Raw genomic sequence first — 25,690 nt, 5'->3', positions numbered from 1 at the left:
CCTTGACCCTTTTGCCCAAGCCTGAACATGTATACCGCGACCAAGGCCTCGGCCTCCACCCTGTTTCGCAAAACAGTAACGGAAGATGCAACATGTTGCTCCTAATCGATAACTACGACAGCTTTACCTACAACCTCGTTCACTATCTGGGCGAACTAGGGGCTGACGTGCAGGTTTGGCGCAACGATGCTTTGACGGTACAGGATGCAATGGGCATGAACCCTGCAGGCATTTTGCTCTCACCCGGGCCTTGTGATCCGGATCAGGCGGGCATTTGCTTGGCTTTGACCGAAGCCGCCGCCGAAACCCGCACCCCTCTTATGGGAGTATGTCTGGGCCATCAGACCATCGGACAGGCCTTTGGCGGCCAAGTTGTGCGCTGCGACGAAATTGTTCACGGCAAAATGGGCACGATGCACCACACTGGCAAAGGCCTTTTCGCCGGTCTTCCCAGTCCGTTTGAAGCCACACGCTATCATTCATTGGTGGTGGACCGCGAAACGCTTCCTGAGTGTCTCGAAATCACTGCAGAGCTTGAAAACGGCACCATCATGGGCTTCCAGCACCGTGAATTGCCGATGCAAGGCGTGCAATTTCATCCGGAATCAATCGCATCCGAGCACGGCCACAAGATGTTGCAAAACTTCCTCGACATGATGCCGCAAACCAAAGGGGCAGCCGCATGAACGACGCAATCAAACCGCTGATCGGCGCTGCTGCCGAACGCCCTCTGACCCGCGAAGAGGCCGAAGCCGCCTTTGCGATTCTCTTTGAAGGCGAAGCAACGCCAAGTCAGATTGGCGGCCTCCTCATGGCGCTGCGCACCCGTGGGGAAACCGTGGATGAATACGCCGCTGCGGCCGCAGTGATGCGCACCAAATGCAACGCCGTCAAAGCGCCTGAAGGCGCGATCGACATCGTCGGCACAGGCGGTGATGGCAAACACACGCTAAATATCTCGACTGCAACCGCTTTCGTTACGGCAGGTGCAGGCGTACCTGTCGCCAAACACGGCAACCGTAACCTAAGTTCCAAATCCGGTACGGCCGACGTACAAACTCAGATGGGTATCAACGTCATGGTTGGCCCAGATGTTGTTGAAAAAGCGCTAAAAACATGCGGGATCGCCTTCATGATGGCGCCCATGCACCACCCTGCAATTGCGCATGTGATGCCAACCCGCGCCGAACTTGGCACCCGCACGATCTTCAACATTCTTGGCCCGCTGACCAATCCGGCAGGCGTAAAACGTCAACTGACCGGCGCATTCACCCGTGACCTGATCCGACCAATGGCAGAGACGCTAGGCCAGCTTGGATCCGAGCGCGCTTGGTTAGTACATGGCTCGGACGGCACCGACGAGCTGACCATCACCGGCGTCAGCTGGGTGTCGGCATTGGAAACTGACGGAAGCATCAAAGACGTGGAACTTCACCCCGAGGACGCTGGCCTGCCCGTGCATCCGTTTGAGGCCATTGTCGGCGGCACTCCCGAGGAGAACGCCAATGCTTTCCGCGCCCTTCTGGACGGGGCCGACTCCGCGTACCGCGACGCTGTTCTGTTGAATACGGCGGCTGCACTTGTTGTGGCGGACGCCGCAAGCGACCTGCGAGAAGGCGTTGAAAAAGCGCGCGAAAGCATCGACACCGGTGCCGCAAAATCCAAAGTCGAAGGCCTCGCAGCCGTCACTTCCGCAGCATGAGCCTATCCACCGCCAAACTCGGCGGCTGGGCAGGCCTTCCTTTCTTTGCACAAGACCTGCCGGCAATTGCCACGCAGGTCCAAAACGACACGCGCGATATTCTTCCACCCTCAGATCAGGTCTTTGCTGCCCTTGAACGCACGCCGCTCTCCAAGGTTCGCGTTGTCATCCTTGGTCAGGACCCCTACCCGACGCCAGGCCACGCGCACGGCCTGTCTTTCTCTGTAGACCCAGACGTGAAACCACTGCCCCGCTCTCTCAACAACATCTACAAAGAGATGATCGACGACATCGGCTCAGCCCCGATGACAGGCGACCTCCGGTTCTGGGCAGATCAAGGTGTATTGTTGCTCAACACCGTTCTCACCGTTCCCGCAGGTGAAGCCAACGGACACAAAGCCCTCGGCTGGCAACGCCTCGCGCATCAGGTGCTGGCCGCCAGCTCGGCCAAACCCTGTGCCTTTGTCCTATGGGGAAAACAGGCACAAAGCCTTGCGCCGCACATCACATCGCCTAAAGATGGCACCAACCCTGAAAACGGGCACCTGATGATCGAAACCGCACACCCTTCGCCTTTGTCGGCGCGTCGCGGCTTCTTTGGGTCAAAGCCGTTTTCACGCATCAATACGTGGCTTTCCAACCGAGGAGAGCCGCCAATTAACTGGACTGACGCATGACCGAAACCGTTCTGGACAAAATCAAAGCCTACAAACTCGAAGAAGTGGCCGCAGACAAAGCCGCAAAACCGCTCGAGGCGGTGGAAGCCGAAGCCCGCGAAGCTGGCCCGACACGCGGCTTTGCGGATGCACTGCACAAAGCATCGCGCACCGGGTATGGTCTGATTGCCGAGGTCAAAAAAGCCAGCCCTTCCAAAGGTTTGATCCGCGAAGACTTCAATCCACCGGAGCTTGCAAAAGCCTATGAAGACGGCGGCGCTAGCTGTCTGTCAGTACTGACGGATACGCCTAGTTTTCAGGGGGATAAGTCCTTTCTGACGCAGGCACGTGCGGCGACCAATCTGCCCGCACTGCGCAAGGATTTTATGTATGACACCTATCAAGTGGCAGAAGCCCGCGCGCTTGGGGCTGACTGCATCCTGATCATCCTCGCAAGCGTCAGCGACGCGCAAGCACAAGAACTCGAAGACGCTGCATTTGGCTGGAACATGGATGTTCTGCTCGAAGTCCATGACGCCGAGGAGCTGGAGCGCGCAAGTCATTTGAAATCCTCACTTATGGGCATCAACAACCGCAACCTCAAAACCTTTGAGACGACGCTCGACACCACACGCATCCTGTCCAAACGAGTGCCTGCGGACCGTTTGATTGTTTGCGAAAGCGGCCTGAACACGCCTGCGGAACTGGCTGATATGGCGCGCTATGGCGCGCGCACATTCCTGATCGGCGAAAGCTTGATGCGCCAAGACGATGTCGCGACGGCAACCCGCACGCTGCTCGCCAATCCGTTGACCACAGGAGCCCTGTGATGAGTGGCCTCACCCATTTTGACGGCAAAGGCGACGCCCATATGGTGGACGTCTCTGAAAAGGCCGTAACCTCCCGTGTCGCCACCGCCGAGGGTTGGGTGAAGATGGCGAAACAAACCTATGAAATCATTACTGAAGGTCGCTCCAAGAAGGGCGACGTTCTTGGGGTCGCTCGCCTTGCCGGCATCATGGGTGCCAAGAAGTGCTCAGACCTCATACCGCTCTGCCATCCTTTGCCGATTACCAAGGTTGCGGTGGAACTGACCCCCGATGCCAGCCTGCCCGGTGTGCGCATCGAGGCCACAGTGAAAACAACCGGCCAAACGGGGGTCGAGATGGAGGCGTTGACCGCAGTCAATGTCGCAGCTCTCACTGTTTATGACATGTCCAAAGCCGTGGACAAGGAAATGGAAATTGGTGGCATTCGAGTGATCTTAAAGGATGGCGGAAAATCCGGGCGGTTCGAAGCCAAATGATTTCCGTTTCCGAGGCGCTCGACCAACTCTTTTTGCTCACCAAACCATTGCCCACCGAAACCATCCCTTTGGCGCAGGCCAACGGCCGCGTACTTGCGCAACCGGTTGCTGCTACCCGCGATCAACCACCGTTTTCGGCCTCGGCAATGGATGGTTATGCCGTCAGCGCCGAAGGCGTTGCGCCGGGCGCATCCTACGCTGTTATCGGCGAAGCCGCCGCAGGCCACGCGTTTGACGGAACTATTTCCTCCGGTCAGGCCGTCCGCATCTTTACAGGGGCACCAGTGCCGGACGGCGCAGGCCACGTCGTCATTCAGGAAGACATTGATCGCACCGGCGACACGATCACAATCACTGACCGACTTGGAACCGGCACCAACATCCGTCCCGCAGGTGGCGACTTCAAGGTCGGCCAAACCATTGATGCACCAACAATTTTACGCCCCAATGATATTGCTTTGATGGCGGCGATGAACATCGCTGCAGTCACCGTCGCCCGTCGCCCACGAGTGGCGATCCTGGCAACCGGCGACGAGTTGGTGATGCCCGGCGAAACCCCCGGCCCGGATCAAATCATCGCATCCAACTCCTTTGGCCTACAGGCGATGTTGCTGGATGCGGGATGCGAGGCGCGCCTATTGCCGATCGCAAGTGACACCGAAAACTCGCTTAAAACCGCATTTTCACTGATTGATAACGCGGACCTGCTGATCACAATCGGTGGTGCCTCAGTAGGCGATCACGATCTGGTTGGCGATGTCGCGGCCAGTCTCGGGATGGAACGCAGTTTCTACAAAATCGCCATGCGCCCGGGCAAACCGCTCATGGCTGGCACGTTGACCAATGGCACCATGATGATTGGCCTGCCCGGAAATCCTGTCTCGGCCCTTGTTTGCGGGCAAGTCTTTGTTCTGCCTGCCGTCCGCGCCATGCTGGGCCTTGGTCAATCCGCTTCGCCGGAACAGACGGCACAACTTGCGCACGACTTGCCGCCAAACGGCCCGCGGCAACACTACATGCGCGCCAATGTCGAGAACGGCACGATCCGCGTTTTTGACAATCAGGACAGCAGCTTGTTAACCGTTTTGAGCACTGCCAATGCCCTTCTCATTGCGCCGCCACACGCAAGGGCAATGACAAAGGGCACCGAAGTCCAATACCTTTCACTCTGATTTCTTATTACTTTACATAATGTTACGCACAAACTCAGGCAGACCGTCCCGCCTATGTTTCCGCTATGTTCACAAAAAGTTTTGACACAAAACAAGAACATGAATAGAACAAAGGGAATAACCCACAGGAAACGCCCACTCTAAGGCCGTTCCTTTAAAGGCAAAACCGACCCGGGTCAGACACAAGGGGGAGCAGTCCCATGTTAACCAAAAAACAGCTCGATCTTCTGGAGTTCATTCACACCCGCCTGCAACGTGACGGTGTGCCGCCCAGCTTTGACGAAATGAAAGACGCGCTGGATTTGCGGTCCAAGTCCGGTATCCACAGGTTAATCACCGCACTCGAAGAACGTGGGTTCATCCGCCGTCTTGCCCACCGCGCCCGCGCAATCGAGATCGTAAAACTACCTGAAAGCATGGGTGGCACGCCCACCGCGGCCGGATTTCAGCCCAAAGTCATCGAAGGTCCACACCCCTCGCCCGCGCAACCTGCGAATTTGGCCTCCGACAGAATCCAATTGCACGCACGTGAACTGCCGGTCATGGGTAAAATCGCCGCCGGTGTACCAATCGAAGCCATCAGCCATGTGGACCACCACGTCGCCGTGCCCGGACAGATGCTTGCACCTGGCTCAAGCCACTATGCGCTTGAAGTCAAAGGCGATTCGATGATCGACGCGGGTATCAATGACGGCGACGTTGTCATCATTGCCGAGACCACGACCGCCGACAACGGCGACATCGTTGTGGCCTTGGTCGAAGATCAGGAAGCGACGCTGAAAAAGTTCCACCACAATGGCACGTCCATTGCGCTTGAGGCGGCGAACCCCGCGTATGAGACCCGCGTTTATCCGGAGGATAAGGTCAAAGTGCAGGGTAAACTGGTTGGTTTGATCCGCACCTATTGATCCGAATGTGGCAGCGTTGCGTGCCACAGACGCCGCCCGCTGACCTGCCGCGCGCTGACCACCTTGGGGCCGGAAGGCGATATCTGAATCGCCACCGCGCCCAGAACACGAAGGTTTTCAGGACCAAAGCTTTGGCATGCCCAACGGATGTCTGACGTCTGATTTGTGACCAGAATGTCCCCTTGATGGCAGCCCTGAAACGCAGACAAGGCGCGCTTTCCGGATAGATGGATCAATCGGCCCTGCCCCACAATCGGCATCACAGACATGCCCTTTTCCGATGCGTCCCAACGACTTGCCGCATCTTCCTGATCTCGGGCACTGCCGTCATTTTCCAACCAACTGCGAGCAACAAAACCATTTCCGCGCGGCTTTGACAGCGCCCGACCATCAGCAGTCATGAGCCCGACCAATCCACCTGTGTCCGAGATAAGAATGTCCGGGCGCTCTGTCTGGCTCCACAATACTCCTGCTAAAACCAAGCAGCCAACCCCGCCCCAACGTGACGGTTTGCGCCAGAGGATCACCCACAGCGCACCAAACGCCACCAGCGGCAGCACCCAACCGCCCGGCGTCACAACAAAACTGCGCGCGCCTTCAAGTGAGCTGAAAAAACTCGCCACGCCCTGTATCCAACTCAACCCCTGCGCCATGATCCACAATGGTACGGCTTCCAGCCCCAACAGGCTCAGCACCCCCGCAAGCACTGCTGCGGGAACAACGATCGTGCCCATGACCGGCACAGACATCAGATTGGCGGGCAATCCATAGTGGGCCAAGTGATTGAAATGCATGGCTGCAAACGGCGCGGTGGCCAATCCCGCCACCAGTGACGACACCACGACTGCACTTACCGGACGAAACCACTTTGGCCCCAAGGGGATCTCACGGTCGCGCAGCCCGCCAAACACCGCCACAAGCGCAGTTGTGGCCGCAAATGACATCTGAAATCCCGGCCCCAACAGGGCCTCCGGGCGCATCGTCAACACAATCGTCGCCGCAACGGCCACCGCTCTCAAGCTGAGCGCGCGCCGGTCCAGCAAAATCGCGGTCAGCATCACGGCGGTCATCACAAAAGCACGCTGGGTTGATACACTTCCACCAGAAACCACCAGATACGCAGCAGATGCCGCCAAGGCGACCACCGCGGCCGCCTTTTTCCCATTTATTCGTACCGCCAATGGCGGGATCACGGCCACGCCAACCCTGACAGCGCCAAACACAAAGGCCGCCAACAGACCCATGTGAAGACCGGAAATCGCCAACAAATGCGCCAGATTGGCGATGCGCAATGATTCCAACACATCTTGTGATATTGCTGAACGGTCGCCGGTTGTGACCGCTGCCGCGAACCCCGCAACCTGTGGTGGCATGCGTGTCTGAATCGCTTTGGACAAGCGCATCCGAAGCGCAAGAATCGTCGCGTTCCCTTCAGTGCTGCTCAAAGTCACCAACGGCGTTCGGCTGTAGCCAATTGCGCCTAATCTCTGGAACCAGGCGTGCCTTTGAAAATCAAAACCTCCCGGCTCCACCGGGCCCGCAGGCGGAGATAAATGTCCGGTTGTGCCCACGATCATTCCAGGCTTTGGAGCTGTACCGTCCTCACGCGCGTGCAAAGACACCCGAACTTTGTGCGGGGTCCGAATTGGCGCCACGTTCTCAAGCACCACATCCGTCAAGGTCACCCGAACCGCGTCGGATGCCGATCGATCCAATCCGACAACCCGACCTTCAATTGGGCCATAATACCGAAATCCCAACACCGGCGCCGCCACGCTCTGTGCGCGCACGCCTGCCAGGGTGAAACCCGTCAAAACCAACGTCAAACACCACACCAGTGCTGCAGTATCCGTTTCCCGCCCATGCGCGATCAAGGCGGCGCCGGCGGCGATCGCCATCACCAGACAAAGCAGCGCCACAGTGGGTTCAAACCGCAGCAGAAAATATGTCCCGATCCCGCCGCCCAAACAGACAGGCACCCAATTAAACAGATGCCCCTGCTGTTCCAAAACGGCGATCCTGAAATTTCGGATCATGCGCAAACTGGTGGCCTTTGAATCTATTTTTTAAACAATTTTTAGGTTAGGCAGCGATGATTACCGAAACGTTAAAAGGCGAGCCACTTGGTGATTCCATCACCGCCGTCGCCGCCGGAAATTGCTCCCCGATCACAGCACCCACAATCCTCAGTGCTGCACTGCTGCAAAAGGCCATTCAAATTGTCCTCATTCGCCGGTCAAAATTCACCACACACCACATACCGTATTTCTACGCAGGACAGGACGCCGCAGCTCATTCACAATCTATTTGGCGATAAAAATCGTTATGAAACAAAATAGTAAGTCGGTTCACGGACTGTTGAAAAACACCAAGAGAAGTTAACTCAACCCCCTCATGGTATCCCTTTGTATACTGAAAGAATTGACGCCGCAGCTGCAAAATGTTAGCTCATCGCGCAAGACGCTTGTAGCCGCCTGGCGGGCCAATTTTTACGCTTGGGCAATGCGGACCCGTGACATGACGTGACCTTGTGCAAGTCGTGACGTCGGACCCGCAGGAAATGCCACGCAGGCGCGAAAAACAATGGGCGAGCCGCGCGCAACTGAACCGCGCCAAGCGCATGCCAAACACACATGGCGCCAATACTGACGGTTGCGATATGCACACCGCGGCATTGGCAGGGACACCGCCGCGACTTCACTTGTCGTGCGCATGAAGAAAAGGAATACAGTGATGTCTGAGACCCAGAAAACTGCAACTCTAACGATTGAGGGCGCGACTTTCGATTTGCCAATCTACTCGCCCACCTCCGGGCCGGACGTATTGGACATCCGTAAACTCTATGGTCAAGCTGGTGTCTTCACTTACGACCCGGGCTTCACCTCGACCGCGTCCTGCGATTCGACGATCACCTATATCGACGGCGAAGCCGGCATCCTGACTCACCGCGGCTACCCTATCGGTGATCTGGCCGAGAAATCGCATTATCTCGAAGTCTGTTACCTGCTTTTGTACGGTGCCCTGCCAACTGCAGCTGAGTTGGAAAAGTTTGAACACACCATCACGCATCACACGATGCTGCACGAGCAGATGGTCAACTTCTTCCGTGGCTTCCGCCGTGACGCGCACCCAATGGCGATCATGACCGGCGTCGTTGGCGCTATGTCTGCCTTCTACCACGACTCCACCGACATCAACGATCCGCGCCAGCGTGAAATCGCGTCGCACCGCCTGATCGCCAAGATGCCGACAATCGCCGCGATGGCTTATAAATACACCATCGGTCAGCCGTTTGTGTATCCGCGCAACGATCTGGATTACGCGTCCAACTTCCTGCGTATGTGCTTTGCCGTGCCTGCTGAAGAGTACGAAGTGAACCCGATCCTGGCACGCGCCATGGACCGTATCTTCACATTGCACGCCGACCACGAGCAAAACGCCTCGACCTCGACTGTGCGTCTGGCGTCTTCTTCCGGTGCGAACCCCTTCGCCTGTATCGCGGCTGGCATCGCTTGCCTCTGGGGTCCTGCCCATGGTGGCGCAAACCAAGCGTGTCTCGAGATGCTCAAGGAAATCGGGTCGGTTGATCGCATCCCTGAATACATCAAGCGCGCCAAAGACAAAGAAGACCCGTTCCGCCTGATGGGCTTTGGCCACCGTGTTTACAAAAACATGGACCCGCGCGCGACGGTGATGAAACAGTCGGCCGACGAAGTGCTGGAACTGATGGGCGTCGAAGACAACCCTCTGCTGCAGGTCGCCAAAGAGCTTGAGCACATCGCACTCAACGACCCCTACTTCAAGGACAAGAAGCTGTTCCCGAACGTCGACTTCTATTCCGGCATCATCCTCGAAGCGATGGGCTTCCCTACCTCGATGTTCACACCGATCTTTGCACTGTCGCGCACCGTCGGCTGGATCTCGCAGTGGAAAGAACAGCTGTCTGATCCCGGCCACAAAATCGGCCGCCCACGTCAGCTGTATCTGGGTGAAGACACACGCTCCTACACTGACATCGAAAACCGCTAAGGTTTCGACACCTGTTGCAAGGCCGTCCCCATTGGGGGCGGCCTTTTTCGTTGCTATTGTGCTTAGATTCCGCGCGCGCTACAGATCCCTGAGGGTCCGCAGTTCACCCAGGCGCCGCCGGTCATCAGACTTTGCTAAACCTGCGATATATCTTTTCGACAGCACCTTTGTTTCGTGCCGTCGACAAGGGCGGCCATCGACCCCGCTTTGCGGATGGCACTTCTGTCAAAGGATGCAAACATGTCTCAGGACGTGACCCCTCTCTATGTGGCCGATGTCTCGGCTTTCACCAAACAACTGCGCAAATCTCTGTCTGAGGCCGACACTCTGCCCGGGCACGCGGCCATGCTCGCGCTTGTGGCCAAGGCTGCGGGATTTCGCAATCACCAGCACCTCAAAGCCGCGCAACCGGCTCAGGTTGACCTCGACGAATTGGCACTAAAACGGGCGCTGCGGGTGTTTGACGACACCGGCCGCATGTTTCGCTGGCCAAAATGGACCAAGGTGCAGGGCCTCTGCCTTTGGCCATTCTGGGCGCAGCTGCCCGCACATCAGGATCTCTCGGAAAAAGAGGTCAACGCGGTCCTCAAAGGCGGTTTAAGCTTTAATGACCATGTGCTTCTGCGCCGCTCGTTGATTGACCACAAGCTTGCGACGCGCACCATCGACGGGCGGGTTTACCGCCGGATAGAACAAAGGCCAACGCCCGAAGCGCTGGCCCTTATGGATCGCTTGAAAGACCGCTGAAACGGATCAGCGCCCCTCGTATGTCGCGGGGCGCTTGTCCAGAAACGCCACCATGCCTTCCTGAAAATCACGGGTGCCGCCCAACTTACCCTGGCGTTTGGCTTCCTGTTCCATTTGTTTGGTCCAGTCGTTGCCCCAGGTCTCCTGAATGGCTGCCTTGATCTCGGCATAAGCCAGCGTTGGGCCTTCTGCCAAATGCTTGGCGCGCGCTTTCCAAACAGCTTCAAATTCGCCGTCCGCAACCGCTTCCCAGATCATGCCCCACTGATCGGCTTGGCGCGCGCTGATCTTGTCGGCAAACAACGCCGCCCCCATGGCTTTGGCTGCACCCATTGCGCGCGGCAACTCATAGGTGCCACCTGCATCTGGCATCAGGCCGATCCGTGAAAAGGCTTGCAGGAAATAGGCGCTCTCAGTGGCAATCACCACATCCGCCGCCAGCGCAAGGTTCGCGCCTGCCCCTGCGGCGGCGCCGTTCACGGCACAGATTGACGGGATTTTACTTTCGCGGATTGCACGGATCATCGGCATATATTCGTCGCGCAGCGTCCGCTCAAGGTTCAGGTTCGCTGCACTTGACGCGTCGCCCAGATCCTGCCCTGAACAGAACGCCTTACCCGCCCCGGTCAGCACCAGAACCCGCGCCTCTTTGTCCGCGGCCAGCACCGCGTCGGTGATCTCGGCCCGCATCTGCTGCGTCATGGCGTTATACGTATCCGGCCGGTTCAGCGTCACAACCGCAACGCCGTCCGTCACCTCATAAGAAATCGTCTGATAGTCCATAAATCCCTCCGGTCCTGCTCTTTCATCGCATTCCGGTCCGCCGTCTCCCAGCCGGACCCTGCGTCACTTTTTAAGGATTTCGTCCAGTCGTGCCTGCTCCGTATGGCTCAATCCGGCCTCGGTGCGGGCCGGTGCCTTGGATCTGCCGCGCAGATAGCCAAAGGCCACCCCAAGCGCCAACAACAGCATCAACGGTCCTGCAAGGTACAGCACTAGATTTGTGCCGGTCGTGCGAGGTCGCAGCAATACATACTCACCGTAGCGATCCACGACAAAATCGACGACCGCGTCGTTGCTGTCTCCCGCAACCAGCCGTTCGCGCACCAGAACCCGTAAATCCCGCGCCAAATCCGCGTTGGACTCATCGATGTTCTCGTTGCGACACACCAAACACCGCAAGTCCTGCGAAATCTCGCGCGCCCGGTCTTCCAACACGGGATCATCCAGAATTTCGTCAGGTTGCACCGCCAGCGCTGGCATCGCCACAGCGACAACAAGCGCCGCCAAAATCCGCTTCAAGGACGTCATTCCGCCGGCACTCCTGCCTTCGGGGCCGATTTTGCCCCGGCCGCCACGCGATATCGCCGGTCCATCAGGCTGAAACACCCGCCCAAGGCCATCATGAAACAGCCAAACCAAATCCAATTGGTCAATGGCTTGATATAGGTGCGCACTATGTGGCCACCGTCGGCCTGTGGATCCCCCAAGGCCAGATAGACGTCCCGCAGAATGCGATAGTCAATTGCGGCTTCCGTGGTCGGCATTCCCGCCACCGGATAGAACCGCTTTTCCGGTTGCAACAGCGCCACATCGCGCCCGTCCTTGGTGACTTGAATGTCCGCCTTGGTGGTTAGAAAGTTCGGCCCACGCTCATCACGCACGTCCAGTAAGGTGAACTCATACGCCCCCACAGAGTAACTCTCGCCCTCATAGGCCACGCGAATATCTTCCATCTCCCAAGCCATCAGGCCCGCAACGCCAAACATTGTCACGCCAAGGCCAGCATGTGCCGTCGCCTTGCCCCAATCAGCACCCGGCAGCCGCCGCAGCCGCGCAAACCGCGACGCCACATCACCACGCCCGGTGCGTGTCCACACATCGGTCATCGACCCAAAGACAAGCCATGCGCCCAAAAACAGCCCTACCGGCCCAAGCAAACTGCGCTCGGTCTGCATCGCCCAGACAAGACCCGCCAAAGCAACAGCCAGCACAAACGCAGGCATCAGAGGTCGGATCACCTTGTTCAGCGTCGCCCGCTTCCAGCTCAGCATCGCGCCAATCGGCATTGCGATGCCCAAAAGAACCATGAACGGAGTGAACGCCATGTTGAAGAATGGCGCGCCAACGCTCAGCGTGCGGTCAAAAACCATCTCGCTCACCAAAGGCCAAATCGTGCCGACGAACACCACAAAGCACGCCACCGCGAGCAAGATGTTGTTCAGTACAAGCCCGCTCTCCCGGCTGATCATCGCAAAGACACCTTTGGCCTCCATCTCGCGGGCGCGTGCCGCAAACAGCATCAACCCGCCGCCCATGAAAAAGGCCAGAATTGCGAGGATAAACACGCCGCGTTCCGGATCATTGGCGAAGGCATGCACCGAGGTGATCACGCCGGAGCGCACCAGAAATGTCCCTATGAGCGAGAAGCCAAAGGCCATGATGGCCAGCAGGATCGTCCAACTTTTCAGGCTTTCGCGCTTTTCAACAACAATGGCGGAGTGCAGCAAGGCACCAGCCAGAAGCCATGGCATAAACGACGCGTTTTCTACCGGATCCCAAAACCAGAAACCGCCCCAACCAAGTTCGTAGTAGGCCCACCAAGAGCCCAACGCGATGCCAATGGTCAGGAAAATCCAGGCGGCCAACGTCCACGGACGCACCCAACGGCCCCAAGCCGCATCAACCCGGCCTTCGATCAACGCGGCGATGGCAAATGAAAACGCCATGCTCAGTCCTACGTAGCCGAGATACAAAAACGGAGGGTGCAGCGCGAGCCCAACATCCTGCAACAGCGGGTTCAAATCCTGCCCGTCAAATGGCGGAATCAACACGCGATCAAACGGGTTGGACGTGAACAGAATAAACGCAAAAAACGCGACAGCCACAGCGCTTTGTACCGCCAACGCCCGCGCGCGAATGCCCGGCGGCAAACTGCCTCCGAACCACGCCAAGCAGGCCCCAAACAGCGTCAGGATCAACACCCACAACAGCATCGACCCTTCGTGGTTTCCCCAAACACCGCTGACTTTATAGATCAGCGGTTTCAATGTGTGAGAGTTGGAAATCACCAGCCCCACCGAGAAATCCGACGTCACAAAGGCATAGGTCAGCGCGGCAAACGCAAAGGCTGTGAACAGGAATTGTAATCCCGCCGCGGGTTCGGCCACGGCCATCCACGCGGGCCAGCGCTTTTGCGCACCAATGAGAGGAACAATAGCCTGCACCATTGCGGTGACGGCTGCGAGGATCAATGCGAAATGGCCAAGCTCTACAATCATGCTCCCTGTATAGGGGCGCAATGCGGCGCGGCCAACGCATTTCGCACGCCGCGCCCTTCACAATGTTGCGGCCTTTTGACTACCCGGCTTTGGTGCGTTGCCAGTCCACAAGCGCCGGGTTGCCGTCATTGGCGTGGTCCAGCCCACGTACCTCTTCAATCGCCTCTACAACTTGCGGCACCCGCGCCATGGTTTGGGCGATCTGGCGTTGAAACTCCTGTCCCTTTGTCTGATGGCGCGCGCCGAAATAAAAACTCACCACCACCCCCAACAGCCACCACAACGGTTCGGGCACCAGCGACATGCCCGCCATGCGCTCGGAAAACCAAACGGGATCAACCATTGCCGCCGCAAACAACCCCAAACACCCCAAAGCCATCGCTGGTCGCGGCAGGCGGTTTACCCCGTCCATAGCCCGATCAAACCATCCACGCCGACCGCCCAGAAACTCTGCCTGAAATCCATCCATCGCAGCGATTTGAACATCCTGCGCCCGCTGCGCCCCGGACTCCTCGTTTTCACGAAACACTTCCACCGTCTCGCGCACAACGTTGCGCCCACCGCCAAACACCAAAGTCAAAACCTTGCCAATCAACCCCATTTGGCGACCCTCCGACCAAATTCTGCCTCGCTCAAATGATACTTTGGCGAAATGAACTCTTCTGCCCGCTTTATCCATCCGCCCTTGCCGCCCTTTCGGGTGCGCGCAAACTTGCGCAGGCTCGGCTGCGCGTCCGCCAATTTCAGATAATAATTCCGCCGCGCAATGCCGTAGGCATCTTTCAAGTGGCTTGGCGACACGGTTGCCGCGGCCTTTGTGGCTTCGGCGGTCTGCGGTCCAATCCGCCCGTCCACAGCCACCGCTTGGCCCATGTGCCCCAAAAGGCGCTGCAGGATCTTCACCGCATTGGCCCCCGCGTTGACATACATGTCAAACACGCTCGCCTGCACCGCTTCCGGCAATGCACCGATGCCGGGGCGTTCAAAATAATGTGTTAGGAACACGGCCTCCGCATCCGCGCGTGTCAGTCCGCGAATGTCGGCCACATCAACGTCGCCATCGCCGTCTGTGTCCAATCTCAGACTGCGCGCAGTGCCTATTGTGACCCCGTATTTCGTCGCGCCGCCCGGATCATCAGGATCGTTCACAAATCCGCCTTCGCGCGCCACGATCTCGCGCGCCACCGTTTTGACATCCAGCATGCCTGCCTCCTCGCACTGCTCTTGAACCAATGTGAATGGCAGGTGTTAAAGCGGCGGTGGCATAACGCGCGGCGGTGTTGCGCAACGAAAAAGGCCCGCGGATTTCACGGCGGGCCTTTAAATCAACCATATGAAAAAGCTTAGGAACTTTCGTCCGGGTCCTGATAAACACCCTGCTCTTTCAGCGCGTCCATCACCTCTTTGGGCATGTACGTCTCATCGTGCTTGGCAAGGATTTCCGTCGCCTCAAACACGCCGTTCACGTAAGATCCGGTGCCAACCATGCCTTCGTTCTCTTTGAAAAGATCCGGCAAGATTCCAGTAAAACTCACCGGAATGGACGCACCGCCATCGGTCACGCTGAAGGTCACTGTGTCGCCTTGGCCGCGCACCAATGTACCCTCTTCAACAAGGCCGCCGATGCGGAACACTTCATTGGGCGCTGGCGGTTCTTCGGCCACCTGACTGGGCGAGCGGAAAAAGTTGATGCCGTCGCGCATACCATACCCGATTAGCCCAGTGGACACGACCAGCGCCACAAACAACAGAATAATCACCTGAACGCGGCGTTGCTTCTTGAGGCTCTTCATCTCTCACTCTCCTGCGCGCTTCGCGCAATTTACGGAAAACAAGGCGCCAGCATCAAGCCGGCAGTCTCATCTTCCCCAAGCATCAGGTTGGCGTTTTGCAACGCCTGTCCGCTGGACCCTTTGGTCAGGTTGTCCAACGCGCAAATCACGATGGCGCGGCCTTCGATACGATCTCCCGTCACGCCAATATGGCAAAAGTTACTGCCCCGCACATGGCGCGTACTTGGCATCTCGCCAAACGGAAGCACCTCGACAAACGGCTCCTCGCCATAGGCACCGGCCAACGTGGCGTGGATTTCGGCCGCATCGCCATGGACATATACTGTCGCCAGAATGCCGCGGTTCGCCGGCACCAGATGTGGCGTAAATTGCACTTTGACCGGACGTCCCGCAATTGCAGAAAACTCCTGATCAAACTCGCCCAAATGCCGGTGCGAGCCGCCAACTGCATAGCCGTGGTAGCCTTCGCTCAACTCTGCATGCAGGAGGTTTTCTTTCAAGGACCGTCCCGCGCCCGATACTGCACATTTCAGATCCAGAATGATCTGATCCAGATCAATCACGCCAGCTTCAATCAAGGGCCGCAATGCAAATTGACCGGTCGCGGCGTTGCATCCTGTTCCGGCAACCAACCGCGCGGCCTTGATCTCTTCACGGTAAAACTCGGTCAGACCGTATACGGCTTCTTTCTGCAATTCGGTTGCGTCATGTTCGCCGCCATACCACTTTGCGTATTCTTCGGGGTCGCGCAGGCGGAAATCCGCACTCAGATCAACGACCTTAACATCAGATGGCAAGGCCTTGATAACCTTATGAGATGTCGCGTGTGGCAGTGCGCAGAAGCACAGGTCAACATTGGCGAAATCGATCTCTTCGATCTTGCACAGAACCGGCAGGTCCAGATGGCGCAGATGCGGGAACACGGCCGCCATATCCATGCCAGCTTTACGATCCGCAGACATCGCCACGATCTCCATGCTGGGATGGGTTGCGATCAAACGTACCAGTTCGGCTCCGGTATAGCCGCTGGCGCCAAGAATTGCGATTTTATGGGTCATGGGATCGACCTCTTCCTTGTTCATCGCCCACGCAATCGCGCGGACCGCCCCGTCATTTGTGAGGCTAATTAATCAGAAATTGGGAGAATTGCGAGGGCTCGCGCCCTTACGCCGCTTCAAAAGTGATTTGTCGTCGCAAGAATTGCGTCGCACGGTCCGACACTTTCTGCACATTGCCCGTCGTCAGGAACAGGTTCTCGGTACCGGTCCCAACCATTTTCGGGTGCCGCCCAAGGTAATCCGCCAGCGATTCCGCCACCAGATTGGCCTGACTGTAGACCTTCACGTCTTTGCCCAAAGCCGCCTGAAACGTGTCGTGCATGATCGGGTAGTGCGTACAGCCCAAAATCGCCGCCTGGGGTTCGGGCATCTTGCGCTTAAGCGCGTCAACATGGCTGCGCACCAAAGCTTCGGCCAGAATCATGTCGCCATCCTCGATGGCATCAACCACCCCGCCACAGGCCTGCGCCTCAACGTCCACACCAATCGCGCGAAACGCCAACTCGCGCTGAAACGCGCGACTAGCAACCGTCGCAGGCGTCGCAAAAAGCGCGGCATGCTTGATTTCCACTTCGCGCGGCGGGCTGTTGTCGCCCCAGCTACGCTCGGTCAGGGCTTCGATCAAAGGCACAAGCACACCCAGAACGCGTTTGTCCTGGGGCACCCAGCTTTCCTGCATCCGGCGCAGCGCAGCGGCGCTCGCGGTGTTGCAGGCCAAAATCACCAGATCGCACCCCGCATCCCACATGCGTTCAACCGCCTGTGTCGTCAGCCCGTAAACGTCGTCTGCATCGCGCACCCCATATGGCGCATGTGCATTATCACCGAAATACACAAACGGCACGTCAGGCAATCGCTTGCTCACGGCGTCCAGTACGGTCAGTCCGCCCAAACCACTGTCAAAAATTCCAACTGCCACACCACACCTCGTCGCGCCTTACGCGCGGTATTTTTCTTCAAACTCAAAACCATAGTCCATATTGGCCATGGGCCTCGGGCTCAGAGAATAAGTGCTGTCGCGCAGGAAGTCCATGAGCGCCTTGGTATCCGTGGCGCGGCTCTTGACCGCATCCGCATCCAACGGTTTGCCCACAACGACCCGCACGGGCGTGTCCACGCGTTTCTTAAACTCACGGATCAGAAAGCCCATGCGCAGCGTCACATGCAGGTGGCTCGCAATCTGGAACAAACGAGACGTGTGGCCATCAAAGTAGACCGGAACCACAGTCGCTTCCGACTTCGCCACCATCCGCGCGGTAAACCCGCGCCAACCCGGATCCATCGGCAAACCAAAAGGACGCTCCGCCGTGCTTACCGTGCCACCTGGAAAAATCCCGATTGCACCTCCGCTTGCCAGATAATCCAGCGACGTTTTCCGCGTCTGCAGGTTCAGTTTGACCGCTTCTTTGGTTTCGTCAAAACTGATCGGCAGGATGATCTTGTTCAAATCCTCGGCTTTGCGGAACACCTGATGCGCCAGAATTCGGAAATCTCCGCGGGTCTGACTGAGGATATTGCCCATCATCAGCCCGTCTAGAATGCCATAAGGATGGTTGGCGATCATGATCAACGGCCCTGTGGTCGGGATATTGCTCAACGAGCCCCCCACAACCTCAAGCGTCAGCCCATAACGCTCACGCATAACTTCCCAGAAATCACGCCCTGCAGCGACTTCGTTCTCATAGCCTTGCGCCCGCTTGATCAGCTTTAAACGCCCCGTGGCATTCTCCATCACGCGTATCATCGCGCGTCCGCCTTTGGTTTGGGCGGAATAGGCATAGCTGATGTCTCTGGCGACTTCGCGATTTGGGGTCATGGTCTTTGGCCTGCGTCGTGCGATCTCTTTGTCCGGCAAGCGTATGACAGGTGTACGACAGTTTTTTAACCCTCGACAACCTGCGCGTCCAAAAAATGTGGGTTTTCCGCAAAAGGCACGTGTCTGGCCCGGGCTATCCACCCGAGCCAGTGTTTTTTTACTCCGCGGCGGTGGCCAGAGGTCCTTGCTGCAACTCAACCAACAGCGCTTCGCGACGTTTCGCAGCTTTGGCTTCATTCTCAATCTTTACCGGACCAAATCCGCGAATCTCCAATGGCAACTCCGCCAAGGCAATCGCCGCCTCCGGCGCCCCTGCGCCAAACTTGCCAATCACATCAGCCATATCGGCCTCGTATTGCGCAATCAGAGCCCGTTCCATTTTGCGCTCAGGATGGCGGCCGAATGGATCAAACGCGGTGCCGCGCAGCCGTTTGAACTTCGCAAGCACAGGGAACATGCGCATCATGCCTGCGCCATACTCGGTTTTCATCGGCCGTCCGTTCGGTCCTTCCTTCGCCAACAACGGCGGAGACAGATGAACCTTCATTTTGAAATCACCGTCAAACACCTCTTCGGCCTTTGCCCGTGTCTCAAGATGCAGACGCGCGACCTCATATTCATCCTTATATGACAGCAGCTTATGGTACCCTTTGGCGACCGCCTCCTTCAGGCGTTCGTCGCGGACACTTTCCACCAAAGCGCTGTATTTGTTCGACAGCTTTTCATCCTGATACTTCACCAAATGATCAGCACGGAACGCAATCTGCTCGGCAAGCGTCTTGGGCTTTTCAACCACTTTTGGTGCCAGCATACCTGCGGCATCCGCCGGATAAAGCACCGCCCAACGGCCAATCTCAAAGGCGCGCAAGTTGCGTTCGACGGCGGCGCCGTTCAGATCGATTGCCGCAACAATCGCCTCATGGCTCAGCGGCACAAGGCCCTTCTGCCAAGCCGCTCCAAACACCATCATGTTGGAGAAAATGCTGTCCCCCATCACGACCCGTGCCAATTCAGAAGCATCAAACAATGACAGGTCTTCACGCAGGCGAGCCTGCAAAGCAACTTCCAAACGACCTGTCGGCAGCTTGAATTCTGTGTCCTTGGTGAAGTCACCGGTTATGATTTCATGGCTGTTGACCACGGCACCTGTGCGACCCGTTGATGTCAAACCAAGCGTCTTTGCGCCCGCGCTCACCACCAAGTCGCCACCGATCAGGGCATCCGCCTCGCCGGTTGCCACGCGCACTGCACTGATGGCCTCCGGTGTTTCGGCCAGACGGCAATGGATATGCACTGCGCCGCCCTTTTGGGCCAACCCCGCCATCTCCATCATCGCGGCGGCCTTGCCGTCGATCTGCGCCGCCTGCGACAGAATCGCGCCAATTGTCACGACGCCCGTGCCACCAACGCCAGTGATCACCACGTTGTGCGTGCCATCAATGGTTTTGACGTCTGGCATCGGCATCTCCGGCAGGTCCAACGTCGCTGTCGCCGCCTTTTTGATGGTCGCCCCTTCGACGGTCACAAAGCTTGGGCAGAAACCATTCACACAGCTGAAATCCTTGTTGCAGCTCGACTGGTTGATCTTGCGTTTGCGACCAAGCTCCGTTTCGACCGGCTCGATTGAAATACAGTTGGACTGTACTCCGCAATCGCCACAGCCTTCGCAGACATCGGTGTTGATAAACACCCGGCGATCCGGGTCAGGGAACAGGCCCCGCTTGCGGCGTCGACGCTTTTCGCTGGCGCAAGTCTGCACATAAATAATGCACGATACACCACTGATTTCGCGGAATTTCTTCTCCACGTTCATCAGCTCGGCGCGTTCATGAAATGTCAGCCCAGCCGGGAACACCGCCTGATCCACGTCTTCTTTCTCATCATAAACCACGGCGACGTTCTCCACGCCCATCGCGCGCACTTCGTCTGCAATCCGCTGCGGGCTCAGATCGCCATCGTTGGCCTGCCCGCCGGTCATCGCCACAGCATCGTTGAACAGGATTTTGTAGGTGATATTGGTGCCCGCCGACATCGCCGCGCGGATCGCCTGAACACCGGAGTGGTTATAGGTGCCATCCCCAAGGTTTTGGAACACATGTTTGGTCTTTGAAAACGGCGCCTCGCCGATCCAGTTCGCGCCCTCGCCGCCCATATGGGTAAAGCCAGTGGTCTCGCGATCCATCCACTGCACCATGTAGTGACAACCAATGCCCGCATATGCGCGGCTGCCGTCCGGCACCTTGGTCGACGTGTTGTGCGGACAACCCGAACAGAACCAAGGCGTGCGCACGGCTATATCTTCGGCATTGTCGGCACGCTGAGCTTCCTTCAGGGCATTCATCCCGGCTTTCACGCCATCTGTGCCACGGCCTTCCTCAACCAGAATATCGCCCAGTTTTTCTGCAATCATGATCGGATCAAGAGCCCCGCGAGTCGGGAACAGTTCTTCGCGCCCCATCAGGCCAGCGCCACCTTTATACCAGCCATAAACACGCCGCCCCTGACGGGTGTCAAAAATGGCTTCCTTGATCTGAATCTCGATCAGCTTGCGCTTTTCTTCAACAACCACAATGAGATCAAGCCCTTCAGCCCATTCATTGAACGTGGTCATATCCATCGGGAAGGTCTGCCCCACCTTATAGGTGGTGATGCCAAGCCGCTCGGCCTCGGCTTCGTCAATGCCCAACAGGTCCATCGCGTGCACGAGATCAAGCCAGTTCTTGCCCGCGGCTACAAATCCGATCTTCGCACCGGGCGTGCCCCACATGCGCTTATCCATTTTGTTGGCGCGCGAAAACGCCTCAGCGGCAAAGCGTTTATAATCAATCATCCGCGCTTCCTGCGCGTGTGGCGTGTCTTGCAACCGGATGTTCAAACCGCCTTCAGGCATGGCAAAATCAGGTGCTACAAATTCCAACCGATGCGGATCACCATCCACCACCGCCGTTGCCTCAATCGTGTCTTTCATGGTCTTCAAGCCAACCCAGACACCTGCAAACCGGCTCAGCGCCAGACCGTAAAGGCCATAGTCCATGATTTCCTGCACGCCCGCTGGTGACACCACCGGCATATAGGCGTCGACCAACGCCCATTCGGACTGGTGCAACACGGTGGAACTCTCACCCGTGTGGTCGTCCCCCATCGCCATAAGAACGCCGCCGTTTTCAGACGTGCCCGCCATATTGGCGTGACGCATCACGTCGCCGGTGCGGTCCACGCCCGGCCCCTTGCCGTACCAAAGACCAAAAACCCCGTCGAATTTGCCTTCGCCGCGCAACTCCGCCTGCTGGCTGCCCCACAATTGAGTCGCCGCCAGATCCTCGTTCAGGCCTGACTGAAACAGCACGTCGCTGGCCTTTAGCTCTTTTTCGGCGCGCAGCATCTGGCTGTCGACCGCGCCCAACGGCGAGCCGCGATAGCCCGTCACATAGCCTGCTGTGTTCAACCCGGCTTTGGTATCGCGTGCCTTTTGCATCAACATCAAACGCACCAGCGCTTGTGTCCCATTCAATAGCACGTCCCGTTTGGTCAAATCCAAACGGTCATTTAGCGAAACCTTCTGAATGCTCATCTTGCGCTCCCCTCGCTTGACGGTCCAATTCCATCTTAACGCAACAATAGGTCACAATATCTGACCTATGCAAACAATTTTTTGAGATGCGTCTTTTGTCGTTTTTCCTTATGGTCTGAAATTGCAGGCGATATTTGATTGCGTTTCAAAGTCAGAAGAAAACGAACAAGAAAGTTACCCGGATGGATTGGGACAAGCTCAGAATATTTCACGCCGTTGCTGACGCAGGCAGCCTCACCCACGCGGGCGATGTGCTGCACCTGTCGCAATCGGCGGTTTCGCGCCAGATTCGCGCGCTCGAGGAATCGCTCAACACCACCCTCTTCCACCGTCATGCCCGCGGCCTCATTCTGACCGAACAGGGCGAATTGCTGTTTGACGCCACCTCCTCAATGAACAAACGGCTTGATGCCGCCGCCGCCCGCATCCGCGACAGCGAAGAAGAAGTCTTTGGCGAATTGCGCGTCACCACCACCATCGGGTTCGGTACACTTTGGCTGGCACCGCGCCTGCCGCATCTTTATGATAAATATCCCGACCTCAACATCGACCTGATGCTTGAGGAAAAGGTACTGGATCTGCCGATGCGAGAGGCCGACGTCGCCATCCGCATGAAAGAACCAAGCCAGGCTGACCTGATCCGCAAACGCCTGATGAGCGTGCGCATGCGCCTTTATGCAACACAATCTTATCTGGAAACCAACGGCACGCCGGGCTCGCTGGAAGAACTCTCCGACCACAGGCTTATCTGTCAAAACCTCAAATCCGAACAAGTCGGCGCTGGTGCCACATACGTTCAGGGCCTGCTCGCAAACAACGTGACCTCGATGCTCTACGTCAACAATTACTTCGGCGTGCTTCAGGCGGTACTGCATGATCTCGGCATTGGGGTGCTGCCAGACTACGTGATTCAGGATTTCCCTGATCTCACCCGTGTTTTGCCCGAGTCCGAAAGCGCGGAAATCCCGGTTTTCCTAGCTTATCCAGAGGAAATGCGCCAATCCAAGCGCATTGCCGCCTTCCGCGACTTTGTGCAGGAGGAAATCATTTCACACCGCAAGCAGTTGAGACAGAAAGAGAATATCTAAGCTATGCACTTCACGCATAGCGGGCATGCTGCAACTGCGACATGATATCCCTTGAAGGATTCAAAACTGACTACTAATTCATCTCTTGAAGACGGTGATTGCTTAACAGCGCATCATCTTCATACCTCCCTGTTGGACTAAGGCCGAGCTTATCGCTCGGCCCTTTTTTTTGCCCAATCATCAAGCAAATTTCCCCTCTCGCGCATCTTTTCTTGACGCCAAGTGCATTCGTCCCGTCTTCTGTGACAAAGACTTAATTTTTTGGGTTGGTTTAATGACGCGTTATTTTTTCGTTCTGCTGCTTCTCGTAGCACCTTTGTTTGCGGCGCATTCCGCGAAGGCACAAACTTTGCCGACGACAACTCTCTCGACCGCCGCGGAGCCTGAGCCGGTCTCGCCAGAAGAGATGACTCCTGAAGCCATCAACGCAATGGTCGCGAGAATGTCGGATGACGCGGTGCGCGAACTGCTTTTGGACCGGCTGGATGCCGTTGCGATGCAGGACGCCGCCGCGGCGCCACCGAAATCCGTACTCGATACGGCCCGAATGCTCTGGTTCGCCTTCAGCAATCAACTCATGGACGCAGGGCAAAAACTACCCAAACTCTTTCCAAAACAAATTGAGGCCCTTTCAAACTTTACAACCAGCAACGGAGGGCTTGCCGGCGTGGTGACCCTCTTTGGCTTGATCGCCTTGGTGCTTGCGATTGGCTTTGCCGTTGAATTTGTGGTGCGAACCTATCTGGTAAAAATTCGCAATCCCGATCCGAGCGAGCCACAACACTCTTTGCGCGAGGCACTCACCTTCCTGATCAAGCGCTTCTTCCGTGAAATCTTTGGCCTCATTGTCTTCTACATTACAGTTCGCATTATTGGTCGCTTGGTCTTTGACGCCAACGACCTGATCTTTGTGGCGCCTTTTGTTGGCTACCTGATCTGGATGCCGCGCGTCGCCGCCGCCTTCTCTCGCTTTATGATGGCGCCCGAACGATCTGACCTGCGTCTGGTGAATGTGTCTGACAAATGGGCTGCGTTCATCCACCGCCACATCACCGGCCTGATGCTACTGGGTGGCATGACCCTGTTCATCGTGGGCTTTAACCGCGACAACGGCATCCCGCCCGGCGAAACCCGCATCGGGTTCTGGATCGACAGTCTGGTCTATGTCTACCTCGCCTACATTGCGTGGACGGCCCGCGAGGGCCTCAGCGACATGATGCGTGGCAAAGACCCCGACAACACTGAATTCGACGAATGGATGGCACGCGGCTATCCCTATTTCGCTATAGTGGTTGCGGGATCGATGTGGGTGATCGTCTCCACCTTGATCGGCATGAACAAAGTCGAGCTTCTGGTGGGTGGATCCCACTACTCCACCATGTTCCTGCTCTTGATGACACCGGTGATCGACACGGCCATTCGCGGCCTCGTGCGGCATTTGGTGCCGCCAATGCAGGGCGAAGGACCCGTCGCCGAAGAGGCCTATGTGGCCACCAAACGCAGCTATGTGCGTATTGGCCGTGTGATCGCGCTCGGGATCGTCCTGTCGATTATCGCAAAAACATGGAACCTGTCACTCCTCAGCCTTTTGCAGGACCGCGCAGGCATTGGCGACAACCTCTTTAGCTTCACCATGACCGTGATCGTGGGCTACGTCGTCTATGAAGCTGTCGGTCTCTGGATCAACCGCCGACTCGCGGCAGAATTCACCGCGCTCGGCCTCTCCAAGGAAGATGCAGGCGGCGACGAAATGGGCGGCGGCGGCGGCTCGCGCCTCTCCACGGTTCTGCCCCTTGCTCTGGTCACCGCGCAGGGCACGATTATTGTGATCTTTGCGCTGCTCGCCATTGGCAACCTCGGTGTCGACATCACGCCGCTTCTCGCAGGTGCCGGTATCGCCGGTCTGGCGATTGGTTTTGGTGCCCAGAAACTTGTGACCGACGTTGTGTCGGGTGTGTTCTTCCTTGTGGATGACGCTTTCCGCACCGGTGAATATGTCGAAATCGACGGCACCATGGGCGCGGTTGAGAAAATCTCGATCCGCTCGATGCAACTGCGCCACCACCGGGGGCCCGTGCACACCATCCCCTATGGCGAAATCCCCAAGCTCACGAACTATTCGCGCGACTGGGTGATCATGAAACTCAAATTCACGGTGCCCTTTGATACCGACCCCAACAAAGTCAAAAAGATCTTCAAGAAAATCGGGCAAGAAATGCTGCAAGAAGACCTTTTCAAAGACGACTTCCTGCAGCCGTTCAAATCGCAAGGCGTCTTTGACATCGACGATGTCGGCATGATCATGCGCGGCAAATTCATGGCCAAGCCCGGCAAACAGTTCATGATCCGCAAGGAAATCTATAACCGCGTCAAATCCGAATTTGCCGCCAACGGCATCGACTTTGCCCGTCGCGAAGTGCGCGTTGCCATTCCGGGCATGGACCAAGAAAATATGTCGGACGCCGAAAAAGCCGCAGTGACTGCCGCCGCTTCAGAGGCGGCTCAACAGCAAGTCGAAGCTGGCGACGCGGCCCCTGCAAAAGGACCGGACTAAGGCTAATGG

22 protein-coding genes are annotated in these 25,690 nt (G+C 57.3%); 11 read left to right on the top strand and 11 right to left on the bottom strand.

Annotation, left to right across the window (positions count from 1 at the left end; genetic code table 11):
• The first annotated feature begins 92 nt into the window (after positions 1-92).
• The 7 genes from PG871_RS13135 to lexA all read left to right on the top strand — a co-directional run bounded on the left by PG871_RS13135 (position 93) and on the right by lexA (position 5,744).
• Entirely contained in the window at positions 93-686 is a 594-nt protein-coding gene (locus tag PG871_RS13135) for an anthranilate synthase component II (RefSeq protein WP_270729989.1), read from the top strand.
• Complete coding sequence (gene trpD / locus PG871_RS13130) at positions 683-1,702, top strand: anthranilate phosphoribosyltransferase (RefSeq protein WP_270729987.1); 1,020 nt, start codon at positions 683-685, stop codon at positions 1,700-1,702. Before PG871_RS13135 ends, trpD begins: the two co-directional genes overlap by 4 nt.
• The gene (locus PG871_RS13125; RefSeq protein WP_270729985.1) at positions 1,699-2,379 is read left to right on the top strand and encodes a uracil-DNA glycosylase; all 681 of its coding nucleotides are present in this window, start codon (positions 1,699-1,701) and stop codon (positions 2,377-2,379) included. The genes trpD and PG871_RS13125 overlap by 4 nt, the downstream gene beginning before the upstream one ends.
• Entirely contained in the window at positions 2,376-3,188 is an 813-nt protein-coding gene (trpC, locus tag PG871_RS13120; RefSeq protein ID WP_270729982.1) for an indole-3-glycerol phosphate synthase TrpC, read from the top strand. The genes PG871_RS13125 and trpC overlap by 4 nt, the downstream gene beginning before the upstream one ends.
• Positions 3,188-3,664: a cyclic pyranopterin monophosphate synthase MoaC gene (gene moaC / locus PG871_RS13115; RefSeq protein WP_270729980.1), complete on the top strand. Its 477-nt coding sequence runs from the start codon at positions 3,188-3,190 to the stop codon at positions 3,662-3,664. Before trpC ends, moaC begins: the two co-directional genes overlap by 1 nt.
• The gene (locus tag PG871_RS13110) at positions 3,661-4,836 is read left to right on the top strand and encodes a molybdopterin molybdotransferase MoeA (RefSeq protein ID WP_270729978.1); all 1,176 of its coding nucleotides are present in this window, start codon (positions 3,661-3,663) and stop codon (positions 4,834-4,836) included. The genes moaC and PG871_RS13110 overlap by 4 nt, the downstream gene beginning before the upstream one ends.
• Positions 4,837-5,036: 200 nt before the next feature.
• The gene (gene lexA, locus PG871_RS13105; RefSeq protein WP_270729975.1) at positions 5,037-5,744 is read left to right on the top strand and encodes a transcriptional repressor LexA; all 708 of its coding nucleotides are present in this window, start codon (positions 5,037-5,039) and stop codon (positions 5,742-5,744) included.
• Here the strand turns inward: lexA and PG871_RS13100 are convergent.
• Positions 5,738-7,780 (bottom strand): ComEC/Rec2 family competence protein, encoded by a 2,043-nt coding sequence (locus tag PG871_RS13100; RefSeq protein WP_270729972.1) that lies wholly within the window; start codon positions 7,778-7,780, stop codon positions 5,738-5,740. The two genes, lexA and PG871_RS13100, sit on opposite strands and share 7 nt — an antisense overlap.
• Before the next feature lie 697 nt (positions 7,781-8,477).
• Here PG871_RS13100 and gltA point away from each other — a divergent pair.
• Both gltA and PG871_RS13090 read left to right on the top strand, forming a co-directional pair.
• Positions 8,478-9,773: a citrate synthase gene (gene gltA, locus PG871_RS13095; protein ID WP_270729971.1), complete on the top strand. Its 1,296-nt coding sequence runs from the start codon at positions 8,478-8,480 to the stop codon at positions 9,771-9,773.
• A gap of 240 nt (positions 9,774-10,013) precedes the next feature.
• Positions 10,014-10,520 carry a DUF2087 domain-containing protein gene (locus tag PG871_RS13090; RefSeq protein ID WP_270729969.1) on the top strand — a complete coding sequence of 169 codons (507 nt, stop codon included), beginning with the start codon at positions 10,014-10,016 and terminating at the stop codon, positions 10,518-10,520.
• 6 nt (positions 10,521-10,526) lie between these two features.
• Here PG871_RS13090 and PG871_RS13085 read toward each other — a convergent pair whose 3' ends face one another.
• The 10 genes from PG871_RS13085 to PG871_RS13040 form a co-directional block, all read right to left on the bottom strand.
• Entirely contained in the window at positions 10,527-11,303 is a 777-nt protein-coding gene (locus PG871_RS13085; protein WP_270729966.1) for an enoyl-CoA hydratase-related protein, read from the bottom strand.
• 63 nt (positions 11,304-11,366) lie between these two features.
• Complete coding sequence (locus PG871_RS13080) at positions 11,367-11,831, bottom strand: cytochrome c-type biogenesis protein (protein ID WP_270729963.1); 465 nt, start codon at positions 11,829-11,831, stop codon at positions 11,367-11,369.
• Positions 11,828-13,801, bottom strand: coding sequence for a heme lyase CcmF/NrfE family subunit (locus tag PG871_RS13075; RefSeq protein ID WP_270729961.1), 1,974 nt, complete (start codon positions 13,799-13,801; stop codon positions 11,828-11,830). Before PG871_RS13075 ends, PG871_RS13080 begins: the two co-directional genes overlap by 4 nt.
• 79 nt (positions 13,802-13,880) lie before the next feature.
• Positions 13,881-14,402 (bottom strand): holin family protein, encoded by a 522-nt coding sequence (locus tag PG871_RS13070; protein WP_270729959.1) that lies wholly within the window; start codon positions 14,400-14,402, stop codon positions 13,881-13,883.
• Entirely contained in the window at positions 14,393-15,004 is a 612-nt protein-coding gene (locus PG871_RS13065; protein ID WP_270729958.1) for a holin-associated N-acetylmuramidase, read from the bottom strand. Before PG871_RS13065 ends, PG871_RS13070 begins: the two co-directional genes overlap by 10 nt.
• A 140-nt stretch (positions 15,005-15,144) precedes the next feature.
• Entirely contained in the window at positions 15,145-15,594 is a 450-nt protein-coding gene (ccmE, locus tag PG871_RS13060) for a cytochrome c maturation protein CcmE (protein ID WP_270729957.1), read from the bottom strand.
• A gap of 29 nt (positions 15,595-15,623) precedes the next feature.
• A complete protein-coding gene (gene argC, locus PG871_RS13055) occupies positions 15,624-16,652 on the bottom strand; it encodes an N-acetyl-gamma-glutamyl-phosphate reductase (protein ID WP_270729955.1) in 1,029 nt (342 codons plus the stop codon).
• Positions 16,653-16,758: 106 nt separating this feature from the next.
• The gene (locus PG871_RS13050; RefSeq protein WP_270729953.1) at positions 16,759-17,571 is read right to left on the bottom strand and encodes a glutamate racemase; all 813 of its coding nucleotides are present in this window, start codon (positions 17,569-17,571) and stop codon (positions 16,759-16,761) included.
• A gap of 18 nt (positions 17,572-17,589) precedes the next feature.
• Entirely contained in the window at positions 17,590-18,468 is an 879-nt protein-coding gene (locus PG871_RS13045) for a lysophospholipid acyltransferase family protein (protein WP_270729952.1), read from the bottom strand.
• Positions 18,469-18,625: 157 nt separating this feature from the next.
• Positions 18,626-22,039 (bottom strand): indolepyruvate ferredoxin oxidoreductase family protein, encoded by a 3,414-nt coding sequence (locus tag PG871_RS13040; protein WP_270729950.1) that lies wholly within the window; start codon positions 22,037-22,039, stop codon positions 18,626-18,628.
• 182 nt (positions 22,040-22,221) lie between these two features.
• Between PG871_RS13040 and PG871_RS13035 the strand changes: the two genes are divergently transcribed.
• Together PG871_RS13035 and PG871_RS13030 are read left to right on the top strand one after the other, a co-directional pair.
• Positions 22,222-23,127: a LysR family transcriptional regulator gene (locus tag PG871_RS13035; protein ID WP_270729948.1), complete on the top strand. Its 906-nt coding sequence runs from the start codon at positions 22,222-22,224 to the stop codon at positions 23,125-23,127.
• A gap of 274 nt (positions 23,128-23,401) precedes the next feature.
• Positions 23,402-25,681, top strand: a complete 2,280-nt coding sequence (locus PG871_RS13030) for a mechanosensitive ion channel family protein (protein ID WP_270729945.1) — start codon at positions 23,402-23,404, stop codon at positions 25,679-25,681.
• The last annotated feature ends 9 nt before the right edge of the window (positions 25,682-25,690 follow it).

The organism is Shimia sp. Alg240-R146 (assembly GCF_947331465.1).
GTDB lineage: Bacteria > Pseudomonadota > Alphaproteobacteria > Rhodobacterales > Rhodobacteraceae > Shimia.
The sequence above is the reverse complement of the archived record's forward strand: the minus strand, read 5'-3'. Positions and strand labels throughout refer to the sequence as shown.

What these genes read in the sequence shown, in the direction of transcription:
- lexA (WP_270729975.1), top strand. Translation starts at nt 5,037, where the DNA reads ATGTTAACCAAAAAACAGCTCGATCTTCTGGAGTTCATTCACACCCGC.
- PG871_RS13075 (WP_270729961.1), bottom strand. Translation starts at nt 13,801, where the DNA reads ATGATTGTAGAGCTTGGCCATTTCGCATTGATCCTCGCAGCCGTCACC.
- PG871_RS13110 (WP_270729978.1), top strand. Translation starts at nt 3,661, where the DNA reads ATGATTTCCGTTTCCGAGGCGCTCGACCAACTCTTTTTGCTCACCAAA.
- PG871_RS13085 (WP_270729966.1), bottom strand. Translation starts at nt 11,303, where the DNA reads ATGGACTATCAGACGATTTCTTATGAGGTGACGGACGGCGTTGCGGTT.
- PG871_RS13125 (WP_270729985.1), top strand. Translation starts at nt 1,699, where the DNA reads ATGAGCCTATCCACCGCCAAACTCGGCGGCTGGGCAGGCCTTCCTTTC.
- PG871_RS13030 (WP_270729945.1), top strand. Translation starts at nt 23,402, where the DNA reads ATGACGCGTTATTTTTTCGTTCTGCTGCTTCTCGTAGCACCTTTGTTT.
- PG871_RS13135 (WP_270729989.1), top strand. Translation starts at nt 93, where the DNA reads ATGTTGCTCCTAATCGATAACTACGACAGCTTTACCTACAACCTCGTT.
- PG871_RS13045 (WP_270729952.1), bottom strand. Translation starts at nt 18,468, where the DNA reads ATGACCCCAAATCGCGAAGTCGCCAGAGACATCAGCTATGCCTATTCC.
- PG871_RS13035 (WP_270729948.1), top strand. Translation starts at nt 22,222, where the DNA reads ATGGATTGGGACAAGCTCAGAATATTTCACGCCGTTGCTGACGCAGGC.
- PG871_RS13080 (WP_270729963.1), bottom strand. Translation starts at nt 11,831, where the DNA reads ATGACGTCCTTGAAGCGGATTTTGGCGGCGCTTGTTGTCGCTGTGGCG.
- PG871_RS13070 (WP_270729959.1), bottom strand. Translation starts at nt 14,402, where the DNA reads ATGGGGTTGATTGGCAAGGTTTTGACTTTGGTGTTTGGCGGTGGGCGC.
- PG871_RS13090 (WP_270729969.1), top strand. Translation starts at nt 10,014, where the DNA reads ATGTCTCAGGACGTGACCCCTCTCTATGTGGCCGATGTCTCGGCTTTC.
- argC (WP_270729955.1), bottom strand. Translation starts at nt 16,652, where the DNA reads ATGACCCATAAAATCGCAATTCTTGGCGCCAGCGGCTATACCGGAGCC.
- ccmE (WP_270729957.1), bottom strand. Translation starts at nt 15,594, where the DNA reads ATGAAGAGCCTCAAGAAGCAACGCCGCGTTCAGGTGATTATTCTGTTG.
- trpC (WP_270729982.1), top strand. Translation starts at nt 2,376, where the DNA reads ATGACCGAAACCGTTCTGGACAAAATCAAAGCCTACAAACTCGAAGAA.
- moaC (WP_270729980.1), top strand. Translation starts at nt 3,188, where the DNA reads ATGAGTGGCCTCACCCATTTTGACGGCAAAGGCGACGCCCATATGGTG.
- trpD (WP_270729987.1), top strand. Translation starts at nt 683, where the DNA reads ATGAACGACGCAATCAAACCGCTGATCGGCGCTGCTGCCGAACGCCCT.
- gltA (WP_270729971.1), top strand. Translation starts at nt 8,478, where the DNA reads ATGTCTGAGACCCAGAAAACTGCAACTCTAACGATTGAGGGCGCGACT.
- PG871_RS13065 (WP_270729958.1), bottom strand. Translation starts at nt 15,004, where the DNA reads ATGCTGGATGTCAAAACGGTGGCGCGCGAGATCGTGGCGCGCGAAGGC.
- PG871_RS13040 (WP_270729950.1), bottom strand. Translation starts at nt 22,039, where the DNA reads ATGAGCATTCAGAAGGTTTCGCTAAATGACCGTTTGGATTTGACCAAA.
- PG871_RS13100 (WP_270729972.1), bottom strand. Translation starts at nt 7,780, where the DNA reads ATGATCCGAAATTTCAGGATCGCCGTTTTGGAACAGCAGGGGCATCTG.